21 protein-coding genes are annotated in these 22,668 nt (G+C 74.0%); 6 read left to right on the top strand and 15 right to left on the bottom strand.

The genetic code is table 11. The features are described 5' to 3' along the window. Positions 1-58: 58 nt before the first annotated feature. Complete coding sequence (locus KBX63_RS04110) at positions 59-1,069, bottom strand: linear amide C-N hydrolase (protein WP_210908337.1); 1,011 nt, start codon at positions 1,067-1,069, stop codon at positions 59-61. Between the two features lie 189 nt (positions 1,070-1,258). Here KBX63_RS04110 and KBX63_RS04105 point away from each other — a divergent pair, with 189 nt between their 5' ends. Beyond that, positions 1,259-1,423: a hypothetical protein gene (locus KBX63_RS04105; protein WP_247661626.1), complete on the top strand. Its 165-nt coding sequence runs from the start codon at positions 1,259-1,261 to the stop codon at positions 1,421-1,423. 21 nt (positions 1,424-1,444) lie between these two features. Here the strand turns inward: KBX63_RS04105 and KBX63_RS04100 are convergent, their stop codons facing one another. From KBX63_RS04100 to KBX63_RS04075, 6 genes are all read right to left on the bottom strand, one after another. After that, positions 1,445-1,918 (bottom strand): DUF1203 domain-containing protein, encoded by a 474-nt coding sequence (locus tag KBX63_RS04100; protein WP_210908336.1) that lies wholly within the window; start codon positions 1,916-1,918, stop codon positions 1,445-1,447. 105 nt (positions 1,919-2,023) lie between these two features. Continuing rightward, positions 2,024-3,625 carry an asparagine synthetase B gene (locus tag KBX63_RS04095; RefSeq protein WP_210908335.1) on the bottom strand — a complete coding sequence of 534 codons (1,602 nt, stop codon included), beginning with the start codon at positions 3,623-3,625 and terminating at the stop codon, positions 2,024-2,026. Positions 3,626-3,629: 4 nt separating this feature from the next. Further along, a complete protein-coding gene (locus KBX63_RS04090) occupies positions 3,630-4,598 on the bottom strand; it encodes a DUF5715 family protein (protein WP_210908333.1) in 969 nt (322 codons plus the stop codon). A 176-nt stretch (positions 4,599-4,774) separates the two neighbouring features. Then, the gene (locus KBX63_RS04085) at positions 4,775-5,572 is read right to left on the bottom strand and encodes an isocitrate lyase/phosphoenolpyruvate mutase family protein (protein WP_210908331.1); all 798 of its coding nucleotides are present in this window, start codon (positions 5,570-5,572) and stop codon (positions 4,775-4,777) included. After that, positions 5,569-6,573 carry a cytochrome P450 gene (locus KBX63_RS04080; protein ID WP_307871605.1) on the bottom strand — a complete coding sequence of 335 codons (1,005 nt, stop codon included), beginning with the start codon at positions 6,571-6,573 and terminating at the stop codon, positions 5,569-5,571. Before KBX63_RS04080 ends, KBX63_RS04085 begins: the two co-directional genes overlap by 4 nt. A gap of 183 nt (positions 6,574-6,756) precedes the next feature. Next, a complete protein-coding gene (locus KBX63_RS04075; protein ID WP_210908328.1) occupies positions 6,757-7,500 on the bottom strand; it encodes a helix-turn-helix transcriptional regulator in 744 nt (247 codons plus the stop codon). A 145-nt stretch (positions 7,501-7,645) separates the two neighbouring features. Here KBX63_RS04075 and KBX63_RS04070 point away from each other — a divergent pair, with 145 nt between their 5' ends. After that, the gene (locus KBX63_RS04070) at positions 7,646-9,868 is read left to right on the top strand and encodes a family 43 glycosylhydrolase (protein WP_210908326.1); all 2,223 of its coding nucleotides are present in this window, start codon (positions 7,646-7,648) and stop codon (positions 9,866-9,868) included. A 103-nt stretch (positions 9,869-9,971) separates the two neighbouring features. Here KBX63_RS04070 and KBX63_RS04065 read toward each other — a convergent pair whose 3' ends face one another. The 3 genes from KBX63_RS04065 to KBX63_RS04055 all read right to left on the bottom strand — a co-directional run bounded on the left by KBX63_RS04065 (position 9,972) and on the right by KBX63_RS04055 (position 12,353). After that, positions 9,972-10,487: a 2'-5' RNA ligase family protein gene (locus KBX63_RS04065; RefSeq protein WP_210908324.1), complete on the bottom strand. Its 516-nt coding sequence runs from the start codon at positions 10,485-10,487 to the stop codon at positions 9,972-9,974. Between the two features lie 109 nt (positions 10,488-10,596). Continuing rightward, positions 10,597-11,202 (bottom strand): DNA-binding response regulator, encoded by a 606-nt coding sequence (locus KBX63_RS04060; RefSeq protein ID WP_210908322.1) that lies wholly within the window; start codon positions 11,200-11,202, stop codon positions 10,597-10,599. After that, a complete protein-coding gene (locus tag KBX63_RS04055) occupies positions 11,199-12,353 on the bottom strand; it encodes a histidine kinase (RefSeq protein ID WP_210908320.1) in 1,155 nt (384 codons plus the stop codon). The genes KBX63_RS04060 and KBX63_RS04055 overlap by 4 nt, the downstream gene beginning before the upstream one ends. 82 nt (positions 12,354-12,435) lie before the next feature. Between KBX63_RS04055 and KBX63_RS04050 the strand changes: the two genes are divergently transcribed. Together KBX63_RS04050 and KBX63_RS04045 are read left to right on the top strand one after the other, a co-directional pair. After that, positions 12,436-13,389 carry a hypothetical protein gene (locus tag KBX63_RS04050; RefSeq protein WP_307871604.1) on the top strand — a complete coding sequence of 318 codons (954 nt, stop codon included), beginning with the start codon at positions 12,436-12,438 and terminating at the stop codon, positions 13,387-13,389. Between the two features lie 125 nt (positions 13,390-13,514). Continuing rightward, positions 13,515-15,245, top strand: a complete 1,731-nt coding sequence (locus KBX63_RS04045) for a DEAD/DEAH box helicase (RefSeq protein WP_210908318.1) — start codon at positions 13,515-13,517, stop codon at positions 15,243-15,245. Positions 15,246-15,291: 46 nt separating this feature from the next. Here the strand turns inward: KBX63_RS04045 and KBX63_RS04040 are convergent, their stop codons facing one another. The 4 genes from KBX63_RS04040 to KBX63_RS04025 all read right to left on the bottom strand — a co-directional run bounded on the left by KBX63_RS04040 (position 15,292) and on the right by KBX63_RS04025 (position 19,851). Next, complete coding sequence (locus KBX63_RS04040) at positions 15,292-15,696, bottom strand: DoxX family protein (protein WP_210908316.1); 405 nt, start codon at positions 15,694-15,696, stop codon at positions 15,292-15,294. Between the two features lie 130 nt (positions 15,697-15,826). Beyond that, complete coding sequence (lon, locus tag KBX63_RS04035; protein ID WP_210908314.1) at positions 15,827-18,157, bottom strand: endopeptidase La; 2,331 nt, start codon at positions 18,155-18,157, stop codon at positions 15,827-15,829. Positions 18,158-18,298: 141 nt separating this feature from the next. Next, entirely contained in the window at positions 18,299-19,036 is a 738-nt protein-coding gene (locus tag KBX63_RS04030; RefSeq protein WP_210908312.1) for a manganese catalase family protein, read from the bottom strand. 83 nt (positions 19,037-19,119) lie between these two features. Next, entirely contained in the window at positions 19,120-19,851 is a 732-nt protein-coding gene (locus KBX63_RS04025) for a sensor histidine kinase KdpD (protein ID WP_210908304.1), read from the bottom strand. 98 nt (positions 19,852-19,949) lie between these two features. On the opposite strand from KBX63_RS04025, the gene KBX63_RS04020 reads away from it, so the two are divergent. Then, the gene (locus KBX63_RS04020; protein WP_307871603.1) at positions 19,950-20,558 is read left to right on the top strand and encodes a response regulator transcription factor; all 609 of its coding nucleotides are present in this window, start codon (positions 19,950-19,952) and stop codon (positions 20,556-20,558) included. A gap of 152 nt (positions 20,559-20,710) precedes the next feature. Next, entirely contained in the window at positions 20,711-21,058 is a 348-nt protein-coding gene (locus KBX63_RS04015; RefSeq protein ID WP_074310340.1) for an Lsr2 family protein, read from the top strand. A 194-nt stretch (positions 21,059-21,252) separates the two neighbouring features. Here the strand turns inward: KBX63_RS04015 and KBX63_RS04010 are convergent, their stop codons facing one another. Further along, positions 21,253-22,503 (bottom strand): hypothetical protein, encoded by a 1,251-nt coding sequence (locus tag KBX63_RS04010; RefSeq protein ID WP_210908294.1) that lies wholly within the window; start codon positions 22,501-22,503, stop codon positions 21,253-21,255. Positions 22,504-22,668: the final 165 nt, after the last annotated feature.

Below are 22,668 nucleotides of genomic sequence, written 5' to 3'. Positions count from 1 at the left end.
GTCCCCGATCTCCGGGGGCCGGGCCCGGCCACGTCGCAGGGCGCGTGCGCCGGGGACGTCAGCTCATCGGCAGCTGGTAGCGCCGCTCGCCGCCACCGGTCGCGGTGACCAGCCGGACCTCGCCGCTGCGCAGGCCGTACGTCACCGACCAGCGGGTGTGCCCCTGCCGGACGGCGGCGAGCACCCGGTGTGCCGCGGTGGCGTCCAGCACCCCGCCGGCCTCGGTCAGCGCGGCGGCGATCTGCCCGTACCGGTGGTCCTCGCGACGACGCTGTTCGGGAACCCCGGCCACCGGCACGTTGGTCAGCGCCTGCCAGCCGCCCGTGCCCCGCTCCACCCGCAGCTCACCATCAACGAACTCGATCACGGCCGACGCCCCGGTCGCGTCGGCCAGCAGGTAGTGCAGTGCCGGCCCGCCGTCGAAGTCGAGGTTGTGCCGGGTGAACACGGCGACCGCCTCGTCGACCGTGGCGGCCCGGTCCAGCACCAGCCGCAGGATCCGTACCGAACCGACGGTCGGCTTGCCCGGATCGGGGCGGACCGTCGCCGCGTCGTCCGCGGCCAAACCCACCGCGAGGCCCCGCTCGTTCATCCCGTCGAAGGGCAGCAGCGGCGCGTTGAGCAGCCGCCGGTCACCGGCCGGGTCCGCGCCGACCCCGAGGTAGGAGATGTCGACCAGCGAGACGGCCGCGTAGCCGTCCGGCGGATCGGTCCGCAGCACCAGCGCCGGGTTGGCGTCCCAGTCGAAGTTGCGGGCGAACACCGGGCGGGCCGGGTCGCCCGCGGCGACGAACAGCGAGCAGCCGAACGGGCTGGGCGGGGTCGCGTCGGTGCCCACCGTGGGGTCGTACGCCCCGACGTAGGTCATCTCGTACAGCGGCAGGTCGTCCACCCGGCGCAAGCTGGCCATGGTCTGCTCGGCCTGGGCGGCGTCCTGCCGGGAGGCGGTCGGCGTGACCGCGGGCGTCGGCGGCGGCCCGGTGGGCGGTGGCCCTCCGGACTTCGGCGTGGTGCAGGAGGTGAGGGCGAGCAGCAGGGCCGTCGTGACGGCCGGCAGGGTCCTGCGCATACCCGTTGGACGCTATGGGACTGATCGACGGTTGTCCACCGCGCCGGTACCGTCTGTCGGGTTCCCGCCCAGCGTGATCCCGTCGGTGTCTCTCCGACCAGCGTGGACGGCACCCATGCTGGTGGGACCGGTTACCAAGGCGGCCGCAGCGGAGGCGGCCGGTCGGACATTGTGCCAGCGTGACCCGACGTGAAACCTGCCGTCGGCGCGCCGCCCGCCCGCACCCTGCTGTGGTTCGAGCGGTGCCGGGCGGCCGGGGTGGCGGTGCCGGTGACCCGGTTCGTGGTGACCAGCGCCGTGCTCGCGGTCACCGGCACGCTCGCCGCGGTCGGCGCGCTGCTGCTGGCGAGCTGACCGCCGGTCCCCTGAGCGGAGCTACGTCGCCCGCTCCACGGCGAACATGAAGCAGCCGTACACCACGTTGCGGCTGTGCAGGTGGTGCACCGCCGGGTCCGCGAACAGCTCGGCGATCACCGCCTCCGGGTCGGTGCCGTCGTGCAGCCGGCCGCCATGGATCCGGCCCCTCCGGTCGTACGCCCGCAGGACCTGGGGTCGCCCCCGCCAGGCCGGCGGATGGCCGGCCGCCCGGTCCGGACCCGGGCAGGCGGTGGCGTGCGCGAAGACCGGGCCGATTTCCCGGTACGGCCCGGCGGCCACCGGCGGCGCGTACCCGAAGAGGAGCAGCGCCTCCCCCGCCTCGGCATCGGTCAGGCAGCAGCGCAGGGGTTCCCCGCCACCGGCGGGGAGCGCCTCGACGGGTTGGTCGGCGGCGTCGCGACTGGTGCGGCGGACGGTGTCGAGCACCGCGGCCGGCAGGGCGCGGACGCGGAACGTGATGGTGTTCGTCATCCGTCCAGCCTGGCCCGCCGAGCGCGCGGGTGCTGGCGGCGATCGGACCCGGCGCTGACCCCGGTGCGGTCAGTGCCGGTGCGGAGTCACGGGTCGGGTAACCGGTCAGCCGACCGGCGACCGGCGGGGCGGGCGGGGAGCGACCAGCCGGCGCACCACCGGCGCGGCGTTCCACTTCGCCGCCCCGACCAGGTCACGGGCGTGCTCCAGGACGGTGTAGTCGGGCCGGCTCAGCCCGTCGGCGATGGCCCGGTCCAGGTCGTTGCCGCACCGGCTCAGCACGGTGTCGAAGTCCCGGCGGACCGGCTCCAGCAGGTCGTAGCCGAACGAGCGGTGCAGCCGGGCGAAGAGCGGCTTGTACAGCCGGACCCGCTCGTGCAGCCCGGTGGAGTACGACATCGGGTTCTTCGGCCGCCGGCGGATGTAGTCGGGCAGCACGTCGGCGAACGCCCTCCGGACGATCCACTTCTCCTGCCCGTCGCGCAGCTTCAGCTCGAGCGGCAGGCGCATCGCCAACTCGACCACGCTCAGGTCGAGGAACGGCACCCGGGCCTCGACACCGTGGCCCATGGCCGCCCGGTCGACCCGCTGCAACTCGGTCCGGCACAGGTTGCGGATCCGGTGCAGGAACAGCCGACGGGAGGCGACGGGGTCGACCTGGCGGTACATCGGGTACCCGCCGAACAGCTCGTCGGAGCCGTCGCCGGTGAGCACCACCTTGATGCCCAGCGCGCGCAGACGCCGGAAGATCGGCACCGAGACCACCGCGTTGATGATGTCGCCGTACTCGGTCAGCTCGGAGATCCGGATCGCCTCGCGCACGTCGGTCAGCCGGATGTCGCGCGGGCGCAGCTCGATCACCTCGTGCGGCACGCCGAGGTCGGCGGCGAACCGCCGCGCGTACGCCACGTCCGGGCTGTCCGGCACGCCGACCGTCACCGCCACGCAGTTCGGGTGCATGTCCCGCACCTGCCGCAGGGTGAACGAGCTGTCCAACCCGCCGGAGAGCACCACGCCGACGGTGAGGTCGGTCTCCACCCGCATCCGGATCGCGTCGGTCAGCGCGGCATGGACGAGCACGGCGGCCTCGTCCGGGTCGTCGATGACCGGCAGGCCGTCGCCGAGGGTGAGCAGGTCCACGTACGGGCGCAGCCGCACGTGGCCGTCCGGTGCCGCCCAGCCGTGGTGCCCGGGCGGCACCTCGGCGATCGGGGCGCCGTGCCCGACCAGCGCCTTGACCTCCGAGGCAAGGTGCAGGCAACCGGGTCGCCGCGACCAGTACAGCGGCTTCACCCCGAGCGGGTCGCGGGCCAGGTACGCCCGGCCGGTGCCGCGCTCGACGACCGCGAAGGCGTACTCACCACGCAGCCGGGTCACCGCCGCCTCGCCCCACTGCTCGAACGCGGCGAGCAGCACCTCGGTGTCGCTCTCCGTGCGGAACACCTGCCCGAGCCGGGTCAACTGCGCGCGCAACTCCCGGTGGTTGAATATCTCCCCGTTGAAGCAGAGCAGCCAGCGCTCGTCGGCCGAGGTCCACGGCTGCACGGCCCGGTCCCGGTCCACCACCCGCAGCCGGCGGGTGCCGGCCAGCAAGCCGCTCTCGGACCGGGTCTCGGTGACCTCGCCACGGGAGGCGAGGACGCTGAGCATCCGCCGGAAGGTCGCCGGGTCGGCCTCGGGGCCGATGCTCAACGCGATGCCGCACACCGGCTCAGACCCCCATCTCGGCTTCGTACGCGCGGCGCAGCCGACGTCGGGCGGTGGGCGCGAGACAGAGGTGCCAGGCCTGCCCCTCGTCGATCACGTTGAGCTCGCCGGCCTCCTGCCGGGCCAGCAGCAGTTCCGCCAGCGTTTCGCGTGCGCCGAAGCGCTCGTACCAGGCCAGCTCGACGTCCATCGAGTAGCCGAGGCAGTGCCCGCTGGGCAGCATCGCGGCGTAGCCCAGGCGGCGCAGCCGGTACTGGTGCTCGGTGCTGCGGACCAGACTGGTCACCCAGAGCGGCGGGGTGGCCGGCGGCGCCGCCGCGGCGAACTCCCGCCCGATCTCGTTGAGCAGCGCGACCACCTCCCGCCGGGCACGCCGGAACAATAGCCCGGCGGTGCGCGGGGTGGCGTCCGGCCGCAGCCGGCGACGCAGCGCTCGCGCGGCCCGCCCCAGCATGGTGGCGGGCTGCTGCTGGTAGCGGAAGCACAGCAGGTCGCGGCGACGCAGCCACTCCAGGTCGATCAGGTCGGCACTGCCGTTGACCTGGTCGTCGGTGACGAAGGTGGGGGCGTCCTGCCACCACAGCACGTCGATGCGGGAGAGCAGGTAGATCCGGACCAGCGCGGTGAGGTCACGCGCCGAGGTGCGCTCGTTCGGCTGGTAGCGCGCCATCTCCAGCAACAGCGTCTCGCGCGCGCCGATCAGCCCCTGCGGGGTGGCGTCGAGCACCGCGGCGAGTGCAGGTTCGCGCAGCCGCTCGTCGATGAGTACCTGACGGGCCCGGGTGCTGGCCGCGTCGGCCAGGGCACCCACCTCGACCAGCAGGTCGGCGACGGCCGCCCGGTAGGCGGCGAGGTCGGGGGCGGTGGCGGGAAGGCGACGGGGAGTGGTGCCGGAGGGCCGCCGGCGAGCCGGGGTGGTGGGCGACACGGGCGGACGGGGTTGCTGTCCCGGACTACGGCTGGGCACTCGCATGACGGGGGTCCCTTCTCCGGTCACGACTGTCGGTAGATCGCCCTCAACACACCGTAATCATCGGGACCGGAATGGACCGAACAATCCTCCTATCTACCCCGAAGGGAGCGGCGGGGCCGAGGCACGGCAGGCGCGCCGCGCGGTGACGAACCACCGCCCGGGCGCGGCGACGACCGTCAGTCCGCGTCCGCCGGCACCAGGCCCTGCACCTCGGCGTACGACGGCAGCCCCGGCGGCGCCGTGAACCCGGCGGCACGGACCGCGTCGGCGGTGGCGACGGCGGCGGCCAGCGCGGCCCGGAACAGCAATGAGCCGGTGCTGACCCGGGCGACCCCGGCCCGGCCCAGCTGGTCCAGCCCCGGCCCACCCGGCTGGTACAGCGCGTTCAGCGGCGCGTCGATCCGTTCGGTCAGCACCCGCAGCGTCGCCAGGTCGACGGTGCCGGGCACGAAGATCCCGTCGGCGCCGGCGGCCCGGTAGGCCCGGGCGCGGGCCAGGGTCCGCGGCAGCGGGTCGGCCACCCCGAGCCACCAGGTGTCGGTGCGGGCGTTGACGAACAGGTCCGGCACCGCGGCCTTCACCGCCGCGATCTTGTCGGCGGTGCACTCCGGATCGGCCAGGGTGCCGTCGGCCCGCCCGTCCTCCAGGTTGACCCCGACCGCGCCGAGCCCGGCCAACTCCGCAACATACCCGGCGACCGCGCCCGGATCGTCGCTGAACCCGGCCTCCACGTCGACGGTGAGCAGCACCGGCAGCCGGCCGAGCCGGCGCGCCAGGGCCAGGGTCTCGGGTCCGGTGGCCGCCACGCCGTCGGGCCGGCCGGCCGCCGCGGCGACCCCGAGACTGGTGGTGCCGATCGCCGGATGGCCTTGCGCGGCGAGCGCCGCCGCCGAGGCGTGGTCCCAGGCGTTCGGCAGCAGCAGCGGGCGGCCGGTGTGGTGCAGGGCGCGGAACGCGGCACGGCGGTCGATCATCGGACGGTCACCCCCAGGGTCGTCGGTATCCGCAGGGTCGGGTGCGGCTCGTGCCGCAGGAGATCACGGGTACGCAGGCAGCGCTCCCGCAGCACGTCGAGCACCCCGGTGGCGAGGGCCAGGGCGTGCCGGTCGCCGGGGCAGCCGCGCTCCCCCGCGCCGAAGGTGAGCAGCCCGGCGCCGGGCCGGCCGGGCCGGAACGCGGCCGGCTCGGCGAACGCCTCCGGGTCGCGGTTGGCGGCGTCGAACCGGAGCAGCACCGGGCTACCCGCTGGCAGGTCCTGGCCGCCCAGCCGTACCGCGGCGACGGTGACCCGCCGGGTGGCCCGGACCGGCGGGTCGATCCGCAGCACCTCGGCCAACAGGTCCGCCGTCCCCTCCCGGAGGGGCAGGCCCGCTTGTTCTCGGGCCGGCGGGTCGGCCGGTCGCTTCCCGGCTGGCGGGTCGGCGGCCTCGCGGTCAGCGGGCAGCAGATGGTGGGCGGCGGCGCCGATCAGGCCGGCGGTCGCGTCGCACGCCTGGACCAGCAGGCCGATCAGGTTCGCCCGTATCTCCGGCGTGGCCGGCGGGCAGAGCGTCAGCAGCGTCGCCACCGCCCGGTCGGCGCGCCGGACCAGCGCCGGACCGGCTCCCGGGTGGTACGCGGCGGCGACGGCCGCGACCGCCGTCCCGGCGGCGGCCGGATCGGTGAGGCCGAGTCGGTCGGCCAGCACCCGAAGCGGCACCGGCCTGGCCAGTTCGCGCATCACGTCGAGGTGGGCACCGGCCTGGTCCAGGGCGGCGGCGCTCCGGCGGGCCGCCTCGTGCCGCAGCTCGCCCGGGTCCAGCGCGGACAGCGCGGTCACCCCGATCGCCCGGCGCTCGGCGTGCCGCTCCGGCGTGCTGAACCGGCTGACGGCGCCGCGCAGCCACGCGAGGGTGCCGGGTGGCCCGGTGTCCACGGCCGGTACCTGAAAGGCCGGATCGGTCAGAGCCGCCCGGACGTCGGCGTGCCGGGTCACCCACCAACCGCTGCCGGTCTCGAACCTGGGAGGCCCGCACGCCGGCACTTCGGCAGCGGGCGGAACAACGGGCCAGCGATCAGTCACCGCCCGACCGTAGAACCCGGACCGTTCGCCCCCCACCGAACAATCCCGCCGGCCCCGCCCCGCCGCCATGATCGCGCACGACGCCGGAGCCAGGGGTCAGGCTCGGCCGCTGCTGGGTGGCGGGGACGGGGCGAAGCTCAACTTCTCCTCGGGGATGTCCAGGGTGTCGGCCAGGGCGGGACGGCCGGTCGGAGTCAATCGGACGGCGCGGCCGGTGCTCCGTGTGGTCCAGCCCAGCTCGGCGAAGCGACGGCACAGCGCCGCGCCGAGCGCGCCGGCCAGGTGCGGCCGGCGCTCGGTCCAGTCCAGGCAGTCCCGGACCACCGGGCGCCGAGCGCTGCGCAGCACGTCCACCGGTACGCCCAGCCCGGCCGCCCAGGCCCACCCGTCGGGCGTCAGCGTCAGCCCGCTGGCCCGGTCCAGCCGCCCGTCGTCCAGCAGCGCGTCGTACATCAGCACGCCCAGCCGCCCGGCGAGGTGGTCGTAGCAGGTGCGGGCGTACGCCAGAGCGGCACCGGCGATGGTCGCCCGCAGCGACCCGGTCGGCGCGGGTGCGGCCGGGGCGTGCCCGGCCAGGCTCTCGATCAGCTGGGCCACCGACGGTCCGGCCAGCCGCAGGTAGCGGTGCCGGCCCTGCCGCTCCTCGACCAGCAGCCCACCCCGGACCAGCCGGGTGAGGTGGTCGCTCGCGGTCGACGGCGCGACCCCGGCCCGCCGGGCCAGCTCCCCAGCCGTCCAGGCGCGGCCGTCGAGCAGCGCGAGGCAGATGCCGGCCCGGGTGCCGTCGGCCAGCAGGGCGGCCAGCTCGGCCAGGCCCCGGCCCTCGGTGACAGCGCTCATCGCCCCATCATCGCCCCGGCCAGCGACGTACTCGTCAGAGGGGTCCGACTCCGACGGTCTTTACAACGTTGTATCCATCGTTGTAGAAACGGAGGCACACACCGCCCTTGTCGATGCACCGCCAACTCCCCCAAGGCAGGTCCACATGCGACATCTCCGCCGCGGTGGCGCGCTCGCCGCCGGGCTCGGTCTGATCCTGGCCGCCGGCTCACCCGCTCCCGCTGTCGGCTCCGACGGCCCGTCCCGCTACCGCAACCCGATCTCGACCGCCGTCGGCGACACCCTCGCCGATCCGGTCATCGTCCGCGGCGACGACGGCTTCTGGTACGCCTACGGCACCACCGACCCGCTCCGCGAGGGCGAGCACGAGTTCCACCGCGTGCCCACCGCCCGCTCGGCCGACCTGGTCGACTGGACGTACGTCGGCGACGCGTTCGGCCCCGACCAGCGCCCGCCGTACGCGGCGCCCGGGGCGGGGTTCTGGGCGCCGGACGTGCGCCGCCTCGGCGACCGGTGGGTCATGTACGTGACGGTCACCGACACCACGGTCTCCACCGAGGGCAGCGACTACGCCATCGGCGCCGCCACCGCCCCCACCCCGACCGGGCCGTGGACCTTCGCCGCACAGCCGGTCGTCGCACCGCGTCCCGGCGGTGGTGGTGGCTACCTGTGGACCATCGACCCCAGCCAGTTCACCGACGTCGACGGCCGCGGCTACCTTTACCACGGCAGCTACTACGGCGGCATATCGGTCACCGAGCTCAGCCCGGACGGGCTGACCGCGGTCGGCACGCCGACACTTGTGGCGATCGACAACAAGTTCGAGGGCAGCTACGTGCTGCGCCACGATGGCTGGTACTACCTGTTCGCCTCCACCGCGAACTGCTGCGCCGGCCCGGCCACCGGCTACTCCGTCCAGGTCGGACGCGCGCGCAGCCCGCGTGGTCCGTTCACCGACCGCGACGGCGTCGCGCTGACCGCCTCCCGGGCCGGCGGCACACCGGTGCTCACCCAGAACGGCAACCGGTGGATCGGCACGGGGCACAACGGCTTCCTCACGGACCTGTCCGGCCAGGACTGGATCGTCTACCACGCCATCGACCGCGCCGACCCGTACCTGGACGAGCCGTTCGGCATCAACGAACGCCCGATGCTGCTGGACCGGCTCGACTGGATCGACGGCTGGCCGACGGTGAACGCCGGCGCCGGTCCGTCCGACGGCGCCCGGCCCGCGCCGGTGACCACCGGCCGGGTCGACGACCGGTTCGGCGCCGCCGGGCTGGCCGGCTGGCGACGTGCCGCCGGCGACTGGCGGGTCACCGACGGCCAGCTCACTGGCAGCGGCGCACTGACCAGCCGGACCACCGTCGGCGGCGACGTCCGGGCGGAGGCCGACCTGCGGCTGACCGGCGCGGCCACCGCCGGGATCACCCTCGGCGACCGGGTCGAGGTCCGGGTGGACGCGGCCGGCCGGCTGGTGGCCCGCGACGGCGACCGGCGCGCCACCGCGCCGCTGCCCGCCGGGCTCGACCTGGCCGACCGGCACAACCTGGCCATCGAGGTACGCGGCCGGCAGCTCGTCGCCGAGCTGAGCCCGGCCCGGCTCGGTGACCAGCTCGCCGTGGTGTCGCTGCGCCTCGATCGTCCGGTCGCCGGTCGACCGGGACTGACCGCCACCGGCGGCCCGGCCGTGTTCGACAACGTCAGCGTGGCCGGGCTGTACGAGCCGGCCCGGCGGGCGGTGCCCGAGCCCCGGATCGGCGCGCCGCTGCGGGCGTACTCCGACGAGTTCGGCGACGGCCTGGACGGCGACTGGCGGTGGGTCCGCGAGGACCCCGCGGCCACCGTCGCTGGCGGCGCGCTGCACTGGCCGGTACAGGCCGCCGACCTGACCGGCACCGGCAACACCGCAGCGGTGCTGCTGCGCGACGCGCCGCGCGGCGACTACGTGGTGGAGACGAAGGTGACGCTGGACCTGGGCGAGGAGACGGTCCGCAACTACCAGCAGGCCGGGCTGGTCGCGTACGTGGACGACGACCGGTTCGCCCGGCTGGCCCAGGTCGCGATCTGGAACACCCGGCAGGTCGAGTACGGCTACGAGCTGCCCTTCGCCGGCCAGCCGGTGTACGGCGGCAGCATCGTCGGCACCCCGGCCACCACCACCTGGCTGCGGCTGGCGCACCACCTCGACCCGGCCACCGGAGAGCACGAGTTCCGGGCCGGCTCCAGCCGGGACGGGCGGAACTGGACGTGGGGTGCGGTGTGGACCTTCCCGGCCGACACCACCCCGCGGATCGGGCTGGTCGCGCACGGCGGCGCCGAGCCGCCGGTCACCGCCGATTTCGACTACCTGCGCTTCTACCGCTGACACGACAGGGAGGGGCCCGGTGCGACGCCGAGCGTGGTACCGGGCCCTCCACGTAATGCTGACGGAGCGATGACCGTTACCCGGACCGGACGGTCGCGGCAGCTCAGACGTGGGTCAGCGGCGTCACCGTCCGGTCGGCGCCGTCGTAGCTACGGGCCGCGACGAAGGCACCTGTCGGCCGCTGACCGCCGGCGACCGCCCGGGCCAGCCGCAGGTCCGCGTTGCGGAACCGCAGGGCCAGGCTCAGGTGCGGCACCCAAGCACCGGGCGCGTGCCACGGACGATGTCCGACGGCGTCGGCGAGGACGTCCCAGACGGCGGCGTGCAGCGCGGTCAGCGCCGGCGCGGGTCGCACGAGCCAGACCAACGGGGCACTGCCGTCGAGGACGACGATGCGGTCGAGTGTGACCGGCACCGGCAGCACCGCGTCGAACAGGTTGGCCAGGCGGTGCTCGGCCCCGGGCGGGAACCCGTCCACCGCGGCGAGGGTCAGGTGCGGCCGGTTGGTCGGGTGGGTGTTGCGGGCCAGGCTGGGCAGCCCGGCCGCGGCCAGCCGGTCCCAGGCGGACCGGACCGCGGTGTCCAACCCGGCCGAGCAGACCAGTTCCACCGTACGCACCGACCCACGCTAGCCCGGCGGGTTAGGGCTCGCTGCACCGCTCAACGGGCCCGCAACCCCCGGAGGCCACCGGCGAGGGGAGATGAGCGACGCAGGACGGTCGGCCCGGTCAGAGCCAGCCGTTGTCGCGGGCCGTACGCACCGCATCGGCCCGGTCGGCCGCGCCGAGCTTCTGCACGGCGGCGGAGAGATGGTTGCGCACCGTGCCGGTGGACAGGTGCACCCGGCGGGCGATCACCGCCACCGGAGCGCCGAACTCGGCCAGCCGCAGCGTCTCCAGCTCGCGGGGGGTCAGCGGGCAGGTGGGCAGGGTCAGCGCATCCGCGGCGAGCGACGGGTCGACGTACCGACCGCCGCCGTGCACGCGGCGGATGACGTCGGCGAGCGCGCCGCCCGGCGAGCCCTTGGGCAGGAATCCCCGCGCTCCGGCCGTCAACGCCTGCCGCAGGTGCCCCGGCCGGCCGTGCCCGGTCAACACCACCACCGCACAGGCGGGCAGTGCCCGGGTCAGCTCGGCGGCCACGTCGATGCCGTCCAGGCCAGGCATCTCCAGGTCCACCACGGCCACGTCGGGACGATGCGCCAGCGCGGCGTCGACCGCGGCCCGACCCTCGGCGGCCTGGGCCACCACCTCGATGTCCGGCTCGAGCCCGAGCAGCGCGGCGACGGCGACCCGCATCAGCTCCTCGTCATCGGCGAGCAGGACGCGGATCACGAGGCCACCGGCACGATGGCTTCCAGGATGAACACCGCGTCCTCGCGGCGCACCCGCAGCTCGCCCCCGACGGCGGCGAGCCGGTCGGCCAGCCCGCGCAGGCCGTGGCTGTGCTCGTCCGGACCCCGGTCGTCGACGCCGTCGTTGGTCACCGTCATCCTGGCCACCTCACCCTCCCGATGGATGTGGATCCGGCACCAGTCGGCCCGGCTGTGCCGCAGGACGTTCGTCCCCGCCTCGCGCAGCACCACCGCCAGCTCGGTGGCGACGGACTGCGGCAGGTCGGCCGGTGGCGGAAGCACCGTGCAGCGCAGCCCGCAGGAGCGCAGCACGCCCGCCACGGCGGCCAACTGTTCGCCGAGGTCGACCGCGCGGTAGCCGTGCACGGTCTCCCGGACCTCGGCCAGTGCGGACACGGCGAGCCGCTGCACCTCGGTGGCCTCCCGGCCGGCCCGCTCCGGGTCCACCGGAGCCAGCCGGGCGGCGAGTTCGGCCTTCAGCGCGATCACGGTGAGGCTGTGCCCCAGGACGTCGTGCACGTCGCGGGCGAAGCGCAGCCGCTCCTCGGCGGCGGCCAGCCGGGCCTGCGCGGCCTGGCCCTGCCGGGCCTCCACCAGCAGGTCCCAGAACCACACCTGGAACCAGTTGACGGCCGCGACGCCCACCCCGATTCCGCCGCTCACGGCCAGGTACCGCCCGACGGAGCCGCCGGTCCACCACGCCACGCCCGCCGACACGAGAAGGGTGGCGGCGGTCACCGCCAGCGCGCCCGCGTGACGGACCAGCAGCGGCGCCATGCCGATCAACGAAGCGCCCAGCCAGGCCCAGGTCTGCCAGGCACCGGCCGCCACGGGCCCCACCAGCGGGACGGTCAGCACCGCCACCGCCGCCAGGCTCAGCTGGGCGCGGCGCCGCCAGCGCTGGTCGAGCCACGGCGTCACGGCCGCGTACAGCACGGCGGTCTGGGTGGCCGCGAAGGCGAGGATGCCGATCGCGCCGAGCGCGACGCGGCGGGGGTCAGCGTCCCGGGTCAGGCCGACGGCGGGCAGCAGCACGCTCGTCCAGACGCCGGTGGCCAGCGACAGCAGGGTCGCCTGCCGCGCCCGGTGCAGCCGGCGGTCCGCCCGGGGAGTCACCGCCTCGCTCGCCACGCACCGATCCTAGGGCGGCTCCGCGCACGGTCCACCACTGCGAGATGTCACGGTCGACCCGTGCGATCCGCACGGATTTCCGGTGACGGACGGGCCTGCCCACCAACGCCGGGTCGCCGCCAGGCTGGACGGCATGGAGAAGACATGGACGCACACCGACACGCTCGCCGTACCGCCAGCCGGGTCGCTGTTGGCCGACCGGCCGGCAGCGCCGGGCACGCCAGCCACGACGGCGGCCGGCCGTTCCCGGCGGTTGCGGTGGCACCTCGCCGAGATGGCGCTCGCGATGGTCGCCGGGATGCTGCTGCTCGCCCCGTGGTGGGACCTGGCCGGCACCGCGCTGGGGCTGGCCGGAGCGCTGGGTCGCCCGGAGGTGGCCGCGCTGGTGATGGCCACCAACATGACCGTCGGCATGACGGTGTGGATGCGGTACCGGGCACACCGGTGGCGTGCGGTCGGCGAGATGGCCGCCGCGATGTACGTCCCGTTCCTGCTGCTGCTCGTACCGTTTCGGGCCGGCCTGCTGGACGGCGACGCGCTGCTGCTCGGCGGTCACCTGCTGATGGTGCCGGCGATGGTGCTGGTGGCGGTGCGGCACCGGCACGAGACGCCGGTGCCGGTACGACGGCATCCGGCCGTGGTGGCGCTCGCCCGCCGCTGGCCGACCGGATTGGCGCTGCTCATGGGCCTGGACATGGTGTTCGACCCGAAGGTGCTCAGCCCCTGGACGATGCTGGTGCTGCCCGGCGGATACCTGGTGATCGGCCTGGCCCGCGGCACGCTACGCGGACCGGGCGTGCTCACCACCCAACTGCTCGGCCTGGTCGGCTGGGTCGCCCTGACCCTGGTCGCGGTCACGGCCGGCGGACGGACCGCCGCGTGGCTGGTGGCGTTCGGTTGGCTGGCGCACGCCGGCTGGGACCTGGCCCACCACCGCAGCGGCCGGGTGGTGCCGCGCGGCTACGCCGAGTGGTGCGGCGTGCTCGACGCGATTCTGGGCGTCGCCGTGATCCTGGCGATCCTGACCACCGGCTGAGCGGGCCGCCCACCGTCGCGGACCGTCCGGCGGTGGGGGTCGGGCCGGCGGGCGGCCCGAGGCTCCCGCGGCGCGTTGTGCCGGTCGCCGCAGCGGGTGCGGCGGCGTGATGAAAGGCTTGGCGCATGAGTTCCGCACCTGCACAGCACGACGCACCGACCGACACCACCCCCGACGGCACCGACGAGGCGAACGCCTTCACGGAGCTGGGGCTGCGCGCCGAACTGCTGGGCGCGCTGGCCGCCCTCGGTTACGAGGAGCCGACCCCCATCCAGCGGGAGGCGATCCCACCGCTGCTGGGGGGTCGGGACCTGCTGGGCCAGGCGGCCACCGGCACCGGCAAGACGGCGGCGTTCGCACTACCGCTGCTGCACCGGATGCCGGCGCACCGCGACGGCGGGGACCCGGTGGCGTTGGTGCTGGTGCCGACCCGTGAGCTGGCGGTGCAGGTGTCCGAGGCGTTCCACCGCTACGGCAAGGACCTGGGCGCCCGGGTGCTGCCGATCTACGGTGGGCAGCCGATCGGGCGGCAGTTGCGGGCACTGGACAGCGGGGTGGACGTGGTGGTGGCCACCCCGGGGCGGGCGCTGGACCACATCGCCCGGGGCACGCTGCGGCTGGGCGGGCTGGCCACGGTGGTGCTCGACGAGGCCGACGAGATGCTCGACATGGGTTTCGCCGAGGACATCGAGGCGATCCTGGAGCACGCCCCGGCGCAGCGCCAGACCGTGCTCTTCTCGGCCACGATGCCGTCCCGGATCGACGGGATGGCTCGCCAGCACCTGCGGGAGCCGGTACGGATCGAGATCGGCCGGGAGCAGCAGGTGGCCGGCGAGGCGCCCCGGGTGCGGCAGAGCGCGTACATCGTGACCCGGGCGCACAAGCCCGCCGCGCTGGGCCGGGTGCTGGACGTCGAGTCGCCCACCGCGGCGATCGTGTTCTGCCGGAGCCGGGAGGAGGTGGACCGGCTGACCGAGACGATGAACGGCCGGGGCTACCGCTCCGAGGCGCTGCACGGCGGGATGAGCCAGGAGCAGCGGGACCGGGTGATGGGGCGGCTGCGGGCCGGCACCGCCGACCTGCTGGTCGCCACCGACGTGGCGGCCCGCGGGCTGGACGTCGAGCAGCTCACCCACGTGGTCAACTACGACGTGCCGTCGGCGCCGGAGTCGTACGTGCACCGGATCGGCCGGGTGGGCCGGGCCGGACGGGAGGGCGTGGCGATCACCCTCGCCGAGCCCCGCGAGCACCGGATGCTCAAGACCATCGAACGCGTGACCGGCCAGCGGATCACCATCGACAAGATCCCGACGGTGGCGGACATGCGCACCCGCCGGCTGGAGCTGACCCAGGCGGCGCTGCGGGAGAGCCTGCTGGAGGACGACCTGGACCCGTACCGGGTGATCGTGGAGACGCTGACGGACGAGTTCGACCTGATGGAGGTGGCCCTCGCCGCGGTGAAGCTGGCACACGAGGTGACCTCACCGGGCTCGGACGACGAGGAGGAGATCCCGCAGGCGCCGGTGCGCGGCCCGCGCGAGGGCCGGCCGGAGGCCGGCGGTCGGGGCGGTGACCGGCGCGGTGGCGGCCGGCCGCGCCCGGGCGGCAACGGCGTCCAGGTCTTCATCGGCCTGGGCCGGCGCGCGGGGGTGCGCCCGCAGGATCTGGTCGGCGCGATCACCGGCGAGACCGGGATCAGCGGCCGGGACATCGGCTCGATCGAGATCGCCGACCGGTTCTCGCTGGTTGAGGTGCCGCAGGGGATGGCCGACGAGGTGATCGCCGGGTTGCGCGGCAGCACCATCAAGGGCCGCAAGGCCACCGTGCGCCGGGACCGCGGCGGCGACCACCGCTGAGCGCACCGCCGGCGACCGCCGGGTACGACGGTCGCCGGCGGGAGGATCAGAAGGCGTACGGGCCGAAGCGACCCCACGCCACCACGGCCGCGAGGACGAGCAGCACCGCGCACGTGATCGCGCCCTGGATCTCCGTCCGACGCCGGTCCTCCGTGTCCTGCTTCTTCATGTCCCGCAGGTGCACCAGTATGCCGCCGATCATGACGATGACCAGGCCGAGCGCGGCCAGCGGGGTGAGCACGGTGGCGATGCCGGTGAGCGGCGGCAGCACGAGCCCGATGGCGGCCAGCAACTCGACGGCACCGAGCGCCTTGACCTGGGACAGCGGGACGGGGTCCACCCACCGCATCAGGTCGCGCAGCTTGTCCTTGGGCTGCGTCAGCTTGGCCGCGCCGGCGCCGGCGAAGACGACGGCGAGCAGGATCTGGATGATCCAGAGCACCACGTTCACGGGGGTTTCCTCCAGGGACCGCCTCGCGGCGGGGAGACTCGTTGTGCGTTCGAGCGAGACAGTAGACCCATACGTGTACACATCAATGCCCCCGCCGTCCGGGACGGCGGGGGCATTGACGATTGGAGCGTCAGACCGCGAAGAGCGCCGGCCCGTCCAGCGCCTTGACCTCGGTCGGGCGCAGCGCCAGGGCGAGCACGTCGGCCACGTCGGCCAGGGTGTGCACGGTCAGCGCGTCGCGCACCTCGGCCGGCAGGTCGTCCAGGTCCGGCTCGTTGCGCGCCGGGATGATCACCTCGGTGAGGCCGGCCCGGTGCGCGGCGAGCAGCTTCTGCTTCACCCCGCCGATGGGCAGCACCCGACCGGAGAGCGTCACCTCACCGGTCATCCCGAACTCCGGGCGGACCGGGCGGCCGGTGACCAGTGACGCCAACGCGGTCACCATGGTGATGCCGGCGCTGGGGCCGTCCTTGGGCACCGCGCCCGCCGGGACGTGCAGGTGGATCCGGCGCGCGGCCAGAGCGTTCGGGTCGATGCCGAGCCGACGCCCGTTGGAGCGCAGGTAGGAGAGGGCGATGTGCGCCGACTCCTTCATCACGTCACCGAGCTGGCCGGTCAGGGTCAGCCCCGGCTCGCCCTCCATGCTGGTCGCCTCGATGAAGAGCACGTCCCCACCGGCGCCGGTGACGGCGAGGCCGGTGGCCACGCCCGGCACCGCCGTGCGCTCGGCCGACTCCGGGGTGAACTTCGGCCGGCCCAGGTAGTTGGCGAGGTTGCCGGTGTCGACGCGGACCGGCGCCGGGGCGGTCGTCAGCGCCACCGCCACCTTGCGCAGGATCTTGGCGAGGGCACGCTCGAGCTGCCGGACGCCGGCCTCCCGGGTGTACTCCCCCGCGATCAGCGCCAGTGCCTCGTCGGCGACGCTCACCTCCTCGGCGGTCAGCCCGGCCCGCTCCCGCTGCCGGGGCAGCAGGTGGTCCCGGGCGATGGCGACCTTCTCGTCCTCGGTGTACCCGTCCAGGGTGACCAGCTCCATCCGGTCCAGCAGCGGGCCGGGGATGGTCTCCACCACGTTGGCGGTGGCCAGGAAGAGCACGTCGGACAGGTCCAGGTCGACCTCCAGGTAGTGGTCCCGGAAGGTGTGGTTCTGCGCCGGGTCGAGCACCTCCAGCAGGGCGGCGGCCGGGTCGCCGGCGTAGCCGGCGGCCAGCTTGTCCACCTCGTCGAGGAGCACGACCGGGTTCATCGAGCCAGCCTCGCGCAGCGCGCGGACGATCCGGCCGGGCAGCGCGCCGACGTAGGTGCGCCGGTGACCGCGGATCTCCGCCTCGTCGCGGACGCCGCCGAGCGACACCCGCACGAAGTTGCGTCCGAGCGCCCGGGCGACCGACTCGCCGAGGCTGGTCTTGCCGACCCCGGGCGGACCGGCGAGGGCGAGCACCGCGCCGGAGCCGCGACCGCCGACCACGCCGAGGTTGCGCTCAGCGCGGCGGTTGCGCACCGCGAGGTACTCCAGGATGCGGTCCTTCACGTCGGCCAGGCCGGCGTGGTCGGCGTCGAGCACCGCCCGCGCCGCGGCCAGGTCCGTGTTGTCCTGGGTACGCGTCCCCCACGGCATCTCGAGCACGGTGTCCAGCCACGTGCGGATCCAGCCGGCCTCCGGGGAGGCGTCACTGGCCCGCTCCAGCTTGCCGACCTCGCGCAGGGCCGCCTCGCGGACCTTCTCCGGCAGGTCGGCGCCCTCGACCCGGGACCGGTAGTCGGCCGAGCCGTCCGGCTCGTCCTCACCCAGCTCCTTGCGGATCGCGGCGAGCTGCTGGCGGAGCAGGAACTCCCGCTGGGACTTCTCCAGCCCCTCCCGGACGTCGGTGTTGATCTGCTCGGTGACCTCCTGCTCAGCCAGGTGTTCCTTCACCCAGCCGACCAGCAGCTCCAGCCGGGCGGTGACGTCCGGCGCGGCGAGCAGCTCGGTCTTCTGCTCCAGGCTCAGCCAGGAGACGTAGCCGGCCGAGTCGGCCAGCTCGGACAGGTCGGTCATCCGCTCGATCGCGTCGATGACCTGCCAGGCGCCACGCTGCTGGAGCACCGACGTCATCAGGGCGCGGTACTCGCGGGCGAGTTCACGCGCCCGACCGGCGGGCGCGGGTTCGGTCAGTTCGGTCGCCTCGACCCAGAGCGCGGCGCCCGGGCCGGGCACGCCGGAGCCGATCCGGGACCGGGACAGGCCACGGACCACCGCGGCCGGCTCGCCGTCGGGCAGTCGGCCGACCTTCTCGATGGTGGCGACGGTGCCCACCGGGCCGTACTCGCCGTCGATGCGGGGCACGGCGAGCAGCTTGCGGTCACCGGTCGCACGGGCCGCGTCGACCGCGGCCTGGGTGGTCGGGTCGAGGGTCACCGGGATGACCATGCCGGGCAGCAGCACGGTGTCGGTCAGGGGAAGTACCGGAAGAGTTGCCATCGAACACCTGCTATCGCGTTGACTTGAGCGTGTCTCACTCAAGTAACAAAGCGTTCCCCTTGTTCCGGCCTGTGACCCAGGCCACTGCCCGGTTCCGGACGGCGAACGGGAAACAGCAGCTCCCGCGCGGGTGCGCCGGCATCACATGGCGTCGTCGTCGAGCAGGTCGTCGGCCAGGTCCGGGGTGGTGTCGTACAGGCGGGGATCACCGGGTGCGAGCACCGGTTCGGGGGCGTGGGTGAACTCCTTGGAGTCGGTGAAGGCGTCGGGTACCGGCATTTCTTCCAGGCCGTCCTGCTTGAGTTGTTCGATGGCGGCCATCCACATGTTCTGGTGCATGGTGTCGCGGGCCAGCAGGAAGCGCAGCATCTGCTTGACCCCGGGGTCGTCGGTCATGTTGAACAGCCGGGCGACCTGCAGGCGGCCCTGTGCCTCGGCGGTGACGTTGAGGTGGAAGTCGGCCATCAGGTTGCCGCTGGCGGTGATGAACGCGGCGTTCCAGGGCACGCCGTTGCTGTCGGTGGGCAGGGCGCCGCCGCCGCCGTGGATGAAGTGCGCCGGGTTCGACCCGCCGTAGATCGCGGCGACCATCGGGTTGTCGTCGGCGGCTTCCTGCAGGGACAGAGGGGCGTTCTCCAGCAGACGGGTGATCATGGTGGCGATCATCTCGACGTGCCCCATCTCCTCGGTGCCCACGTCGAGCAGCAGGTCCTTGTACTTGCCGGGCAGCCGGCAGTTCCAGCCCTGGTAGAGGTACTGGTTGGCGACGGTCATCTCGCCCCACTTGCCGCCCAGGATCTCCTGCAACCGGCGGGCGAACGCCGCGTCCGGGCCGTCCGGCTTCGCCTCGAACTGCAGGTCCTTGACGTGACCGAACATCGGTCCTCCTCGCCGCCGGGAGCTGGCACGAGGACGATTCCCCGCCTGGTGACCCGGCCGGGCCAACCCGTGTCCCGGCGGGGTCAGCGCACCGGGCGGACCACGGGCAGCAGCACCTCCAGCGCCACACCGCGCGGCCGCAACCGGTGCACCCGTAGCACTCCCCCGTCCGCCGCCACCAGCTGTCGCACGATCCAGAGACCGAGGCCGGACATCCCGGCTACCGGCGCCGGACGGCGCATCGCGGCCAGCAGCGCGTCGTCCACCCGCCCCTCGTCGGTGACCAGGATGCTCAGCCCGGGGCGCCGCAGCGCGGCGTGGAGCCCGATCTGGCCCTCCGCCGGCCCGTGCCGCAGCGCGTTCTCCACGAGATTCACCAACACCTGCCGGGTCCGGCCGGCGGGCACCGGGCAGGCGCAGGCCCGCCGGGTCGCCCGAGCCCGCCGGCGGTCCGCCGGCACCAGCGCGGCAGCCTCGCGCAGGATCCCGGCCAGCGGCACGGCCGGCTCCGGCTGGGCGGTCAGCGCCAGCGCGCCGGTGCCGGCGGCCGCGTCGCGCAGCAGGCTCTGCAGGTGTACGGCCTGATCGCGGGCCAACTCGGTGATGGCCCGCCGGTCCGCGCCGGTCAGCTCCCGGCGCTCGTCGGCGAGTGCCCGGGTCAGCGAGGTCAGGGTGCTGACCGGAGTACGGAACTCGTGGCACAGCACGCGCAGCAGCAGCTCGGAGTCGGCCTGCGAGGGCCCCTGATCACCGGGTCCGACCTCGGTTCGGCGCAACCCTCGCAACAGGCCCTGCAAACCGTGGCGTGCGCGCATCCACCCGACTCCCCTCGTTCGGTGCGTACCCGCATGATCGGTACCCGCTGGGGAACGGCCCAGACATGCCGGACGCCCCCAGCATCAGACTCGCGGTCGTGGACGACCACCCCCTCTTCGTCCGCGGCCTGGAGCTGCTGCTCCCGCTGACCACCGACGGCCGCGCCGAGGTGGTCGGCTCGACCGGCGACGCCGCCGCGGCGGCCGCCCTGGTCAGCCGCTGCCATCCCGACCTGGCGCTGGTCGACCTGCACATGCCGCCTCCCGGTGGCACCCGGGCGGTGGCCGCGATCCGGCGGACCACGCCGCAGGTGCGGGTGGTCGCGATGTCCGGCTCCGCCGACCCGGCACCCGCGCTGGAGGCGCTACGGGCGGGCGCTGAGGGGTTCCTGCCGAAGACCAGCGAACCGGAGGAGCTGCTGCCGCCGCTGCTGGCCGTTCTCGACGGCTGGGCGGTGCTGCCGGCCGAGCTGCTGCGCGCCGTGCTGCGGCCCTCGCGCGCCGCGCCGGTCGACCTGGACGGCGAGGAACGCCGGCTGCTGCGCGCGATCGCCGCCGGCCGCAACACCGTCGACATCGCCGAGGAACTGCACGTCTCGGAGCGGACGGTGAAACGGATGACCGCCGCGCTGCTGCGCAAGCTGCGGGTGACCAACCGGGCCGAGGCCGCCGCCGTCGCCGGGCACGCCGGCCTGCTCGGCGAATGAGGCGGGCCCTTCCCCGATTCAGCGTCCGTTCATGGTTTTGCCGCAGCGGAATCGCGACGCGCCGAAATGAATGGGACGCATATTGTTGCGGTTTCCCGGGCTGATAGGTCAGACTTTGGACACATCCCGCCACACACAGGGAGTAATCGGCAATGGCGAGAAAAGTAATCACGGTGCTGACCGACGACCTCGACGGTGGGAAGGCCGACCGGACCGTCGAGTTCAGTCTTGACGGCGTGGCCTACACGATCGATGTCTCGGACGAGAATGCCGGAGTCCTGCGCAAGGCGTTGGATCCGTACATCAATGCGGGTCGGCGGATCGGCCGGGGCCCGGTGGAGAACACCCGGACAGTTCGGCGGCCGGGGCGACCCAGCGGCGCCGGAATGGATCGGGAGCAGAACCGGGCCATCCGGGAATGGGCCGTCAAGAACGGCTACAAGATTTCCGAGCGGGGCCGGATCCCGGTCGAGGTCGTCGAGGCGTACAAGAACCGCTGATCGCACGACACGGGGACGGGGTCTCGCCGGAAACGGCGTGACCCCGTCGGATTTTGACCGGCCGTCTTCTGTCGAAGGCTCATCCCCGGCCGCACCGCTGCGTGGCAGTGCGCCGGGGAGGTAGGCGGCGGCCGGCCACCCGGGCTGTCCGCCCCGGTGACCGGCCGCCGCTGGTCGGCTCGATCTGTCCCGACTCAGTTGACCTCGATACGCACCGCGTCGAACGCCGGGGTCTGGTTGGCCCGTTCCATCATCGGCAGACGGTGCGAGCCGTCACCGGCCCATACCGCGCACTGCGCGGTGCCCGACTCGGGCAGGCCCGGGATCTGGATGGTCACCTCGTCCGGCTGGGCGCCACCCTGCCCGTCCTCGGTGGCGACGAAGAAGGCCGGCACCTCCTGCGGCTCCGGCGGGGCGGTCAGGCTGTCCAGCATCCGGCAGGCGGTGTGGAAGTGACCGCGGACCAGGCCCTGGTCGTTGAGCAGCGAGCTCTCCACGTAGTACCCGCCCTGGCCGGCGGCCAGGAAGCGGTCCCGGATCAGGTTTCGGGTGCTGACCCGCAGGGTGAAGGCCTGGTTCTGCCCGACCTGCTCGGGGAACTGGGTGATCAGCAGCGAGGGGTTGTTGGCGGCCGCGCCGACCTCGCCGAACTCGGTGCTCACACAGCGGTTGCCGGTCTGGAAGCCGTCGTGCGGCTGGAGCTGGCTCTCGTCGCAGTTGTTGGCCAGCACGCCGAGCCCGGCACCGGGAGCGGTACCGCCACCGTTGTTACCGCCACCGCCATTGTTTCCGCCACCGCTGTTGCCGCCACCGGTGTTGCCGCCACCGCTGTTACCCGTGGGCTGCACCTGGCATTCGGCGAGCTGCGCGAGACCCTGCGGACGGGGCCCGGACCGGTCGATGGCGTTCGTGATGCGGTCCAGCACCGCGCGCCGCTTGGCGGCCAGCGGTTGCAGGATCGAGGTGCGGATGAAGGCTTCGCCCTTGCTGCCCTCGGCGGCCAGCCGGCGGTCGGCCTCGGCGATCTGGGTCTGCAACTGGGCGAGGTTGCGGTCCACCTCGGCCCGGGCCCGGGCCGGCACCTGCGGGAGCTTGACCGTCACGTCCGGGCAGGCGACGGCCGAGCCGCTGCCAACCGTGCCGTCCTTGCCGTCCTCGCACTCGGGGACCGACTGCTGCCCGTCACCCCAGTGGTTGCGCACCCATCGACCGTTCTGCCAGGTCCGGGTGGTTGAGCCGCCGCCATTCGGCGCGGTCGCGCCCGGGCTCGGCTGCACACACTGTCCAGAGGCCGGCCGGGGATTGTTCGGCCGCCGGTCCTGGGCCGACGAAATCTGGGTCACGGCGACTACTCCGCCGAAGACCACGAGCGTGCCGACAACGGCCAGCAGACGCTTGCTCCGCGCGATGCCGGATGACCGGCGCGCCCGTGTGGACCTGCGCATCGAATTGCTCTCCTTCTCGATCCGGTAGTGGATTCCTGCCCTCGGCGGACCGACGGATGTGAGATGGCACGCCACGGCGGCGACCACCGCGACCTACCCGGTGACGTGTCGATGGCCGACGATGCCCTTTCCGCACCGTCTCCCGCGTCCCGTCGACGCGGATGG

This window comes from Micromonospora sp. U21 (assembly GCF_018070045.1).
Lineage (GTDB): Bacteria > Actinomycetota > Actinomycetes > Mycobacteriales > Micromonosporaceae > Micromonospora.
This window is presented reverse-complemented; position numbering and strand designations above follow the sequence as displayed.

Coding starts and splice junctions, on each gene's coding strand:
- KBX63_RS04015 (WP_074310340.1), top strand. CDS start 20,711: ATGGCGAGAAAAGTAATCACGGTGCTGACCGACGACCTCGACGGTGGG.
- KBX63_RS04100 (WP_210908336.1), bottom strand. CDS start 1,918: ATGACGAACACCATCACGTTCCGCGTCCGCGCCCTGCCGGCCGCGGTG.
- KBX63_RS04045 (WP_210908318.1), top strand. CDS start 13,515: ATGAGTTCCGCACCTGCACAGCACGACGCACCGACCGACACCACCCCC.
- KBX63_RS04075 (WP_210908328.1), bottom strand. CDS start 7,500: ATGAGCGCTGTCACCGAGGGCCGGGGCCTGGCCGAGCTGGCCGCCCTG.
- KBX63_RS04110 (WP_210908337.1), bottom strand. CDS start 1,069: ATGCGCAGGACCCTGCCGGCCGTCACGACGGCCCTGCTGCTCGCCCTC.
- KBX63_RS04090 (WP_210908333.1), bottom strand. CDS start 4,598: ATGCGAGTGCCCAGCCGTAGTCCGGGACAGCAACCCCGTCCGCCCGTG.
- KBX63_RS04025 (WP_210908304.1), bottom strand. CDS start 19,851: ATGCGCGCACGCCACGGTTTGCAGGGCCTGTTGCGAGGGTTGCGCCGA.
- lon (WP_210908314.1), bottom strand. CDS start 18,157: ATGGCAACTCTTCCGGTACTTCCCCTGACCGACACCGTGCTGCTGCCC.
- KBX63_RS04030 (WP_210908312.1), bottom strand. CDS start 19,036: ATGTTCGGTCACGTCAAGGACCTGCAGTTCGAGGCGAAGCCGGACGGC.
- KBX63_RS04070 (WP_210908326.1), top strand. CDS start 7,646: ATGCGACATCTCCGCCGCGGTGGCGCGCTCGCCGCCGGGCTCGGTCTG.
- KBX63_RS04085 (WP_210908331.1), bottom strand. CDS start 5,572: ATGATCGACCGCCGTGCCGCGTTCCGCGCCCTGCACCACACCGGCCGC.
- KBX63_RS04010 (WP_210908294.1), bottom strand. CDS start 22,503: ATGCGCAGGTCCACACGGGCGCGCCGGTCATCCGGCATCGCGCGGAGC.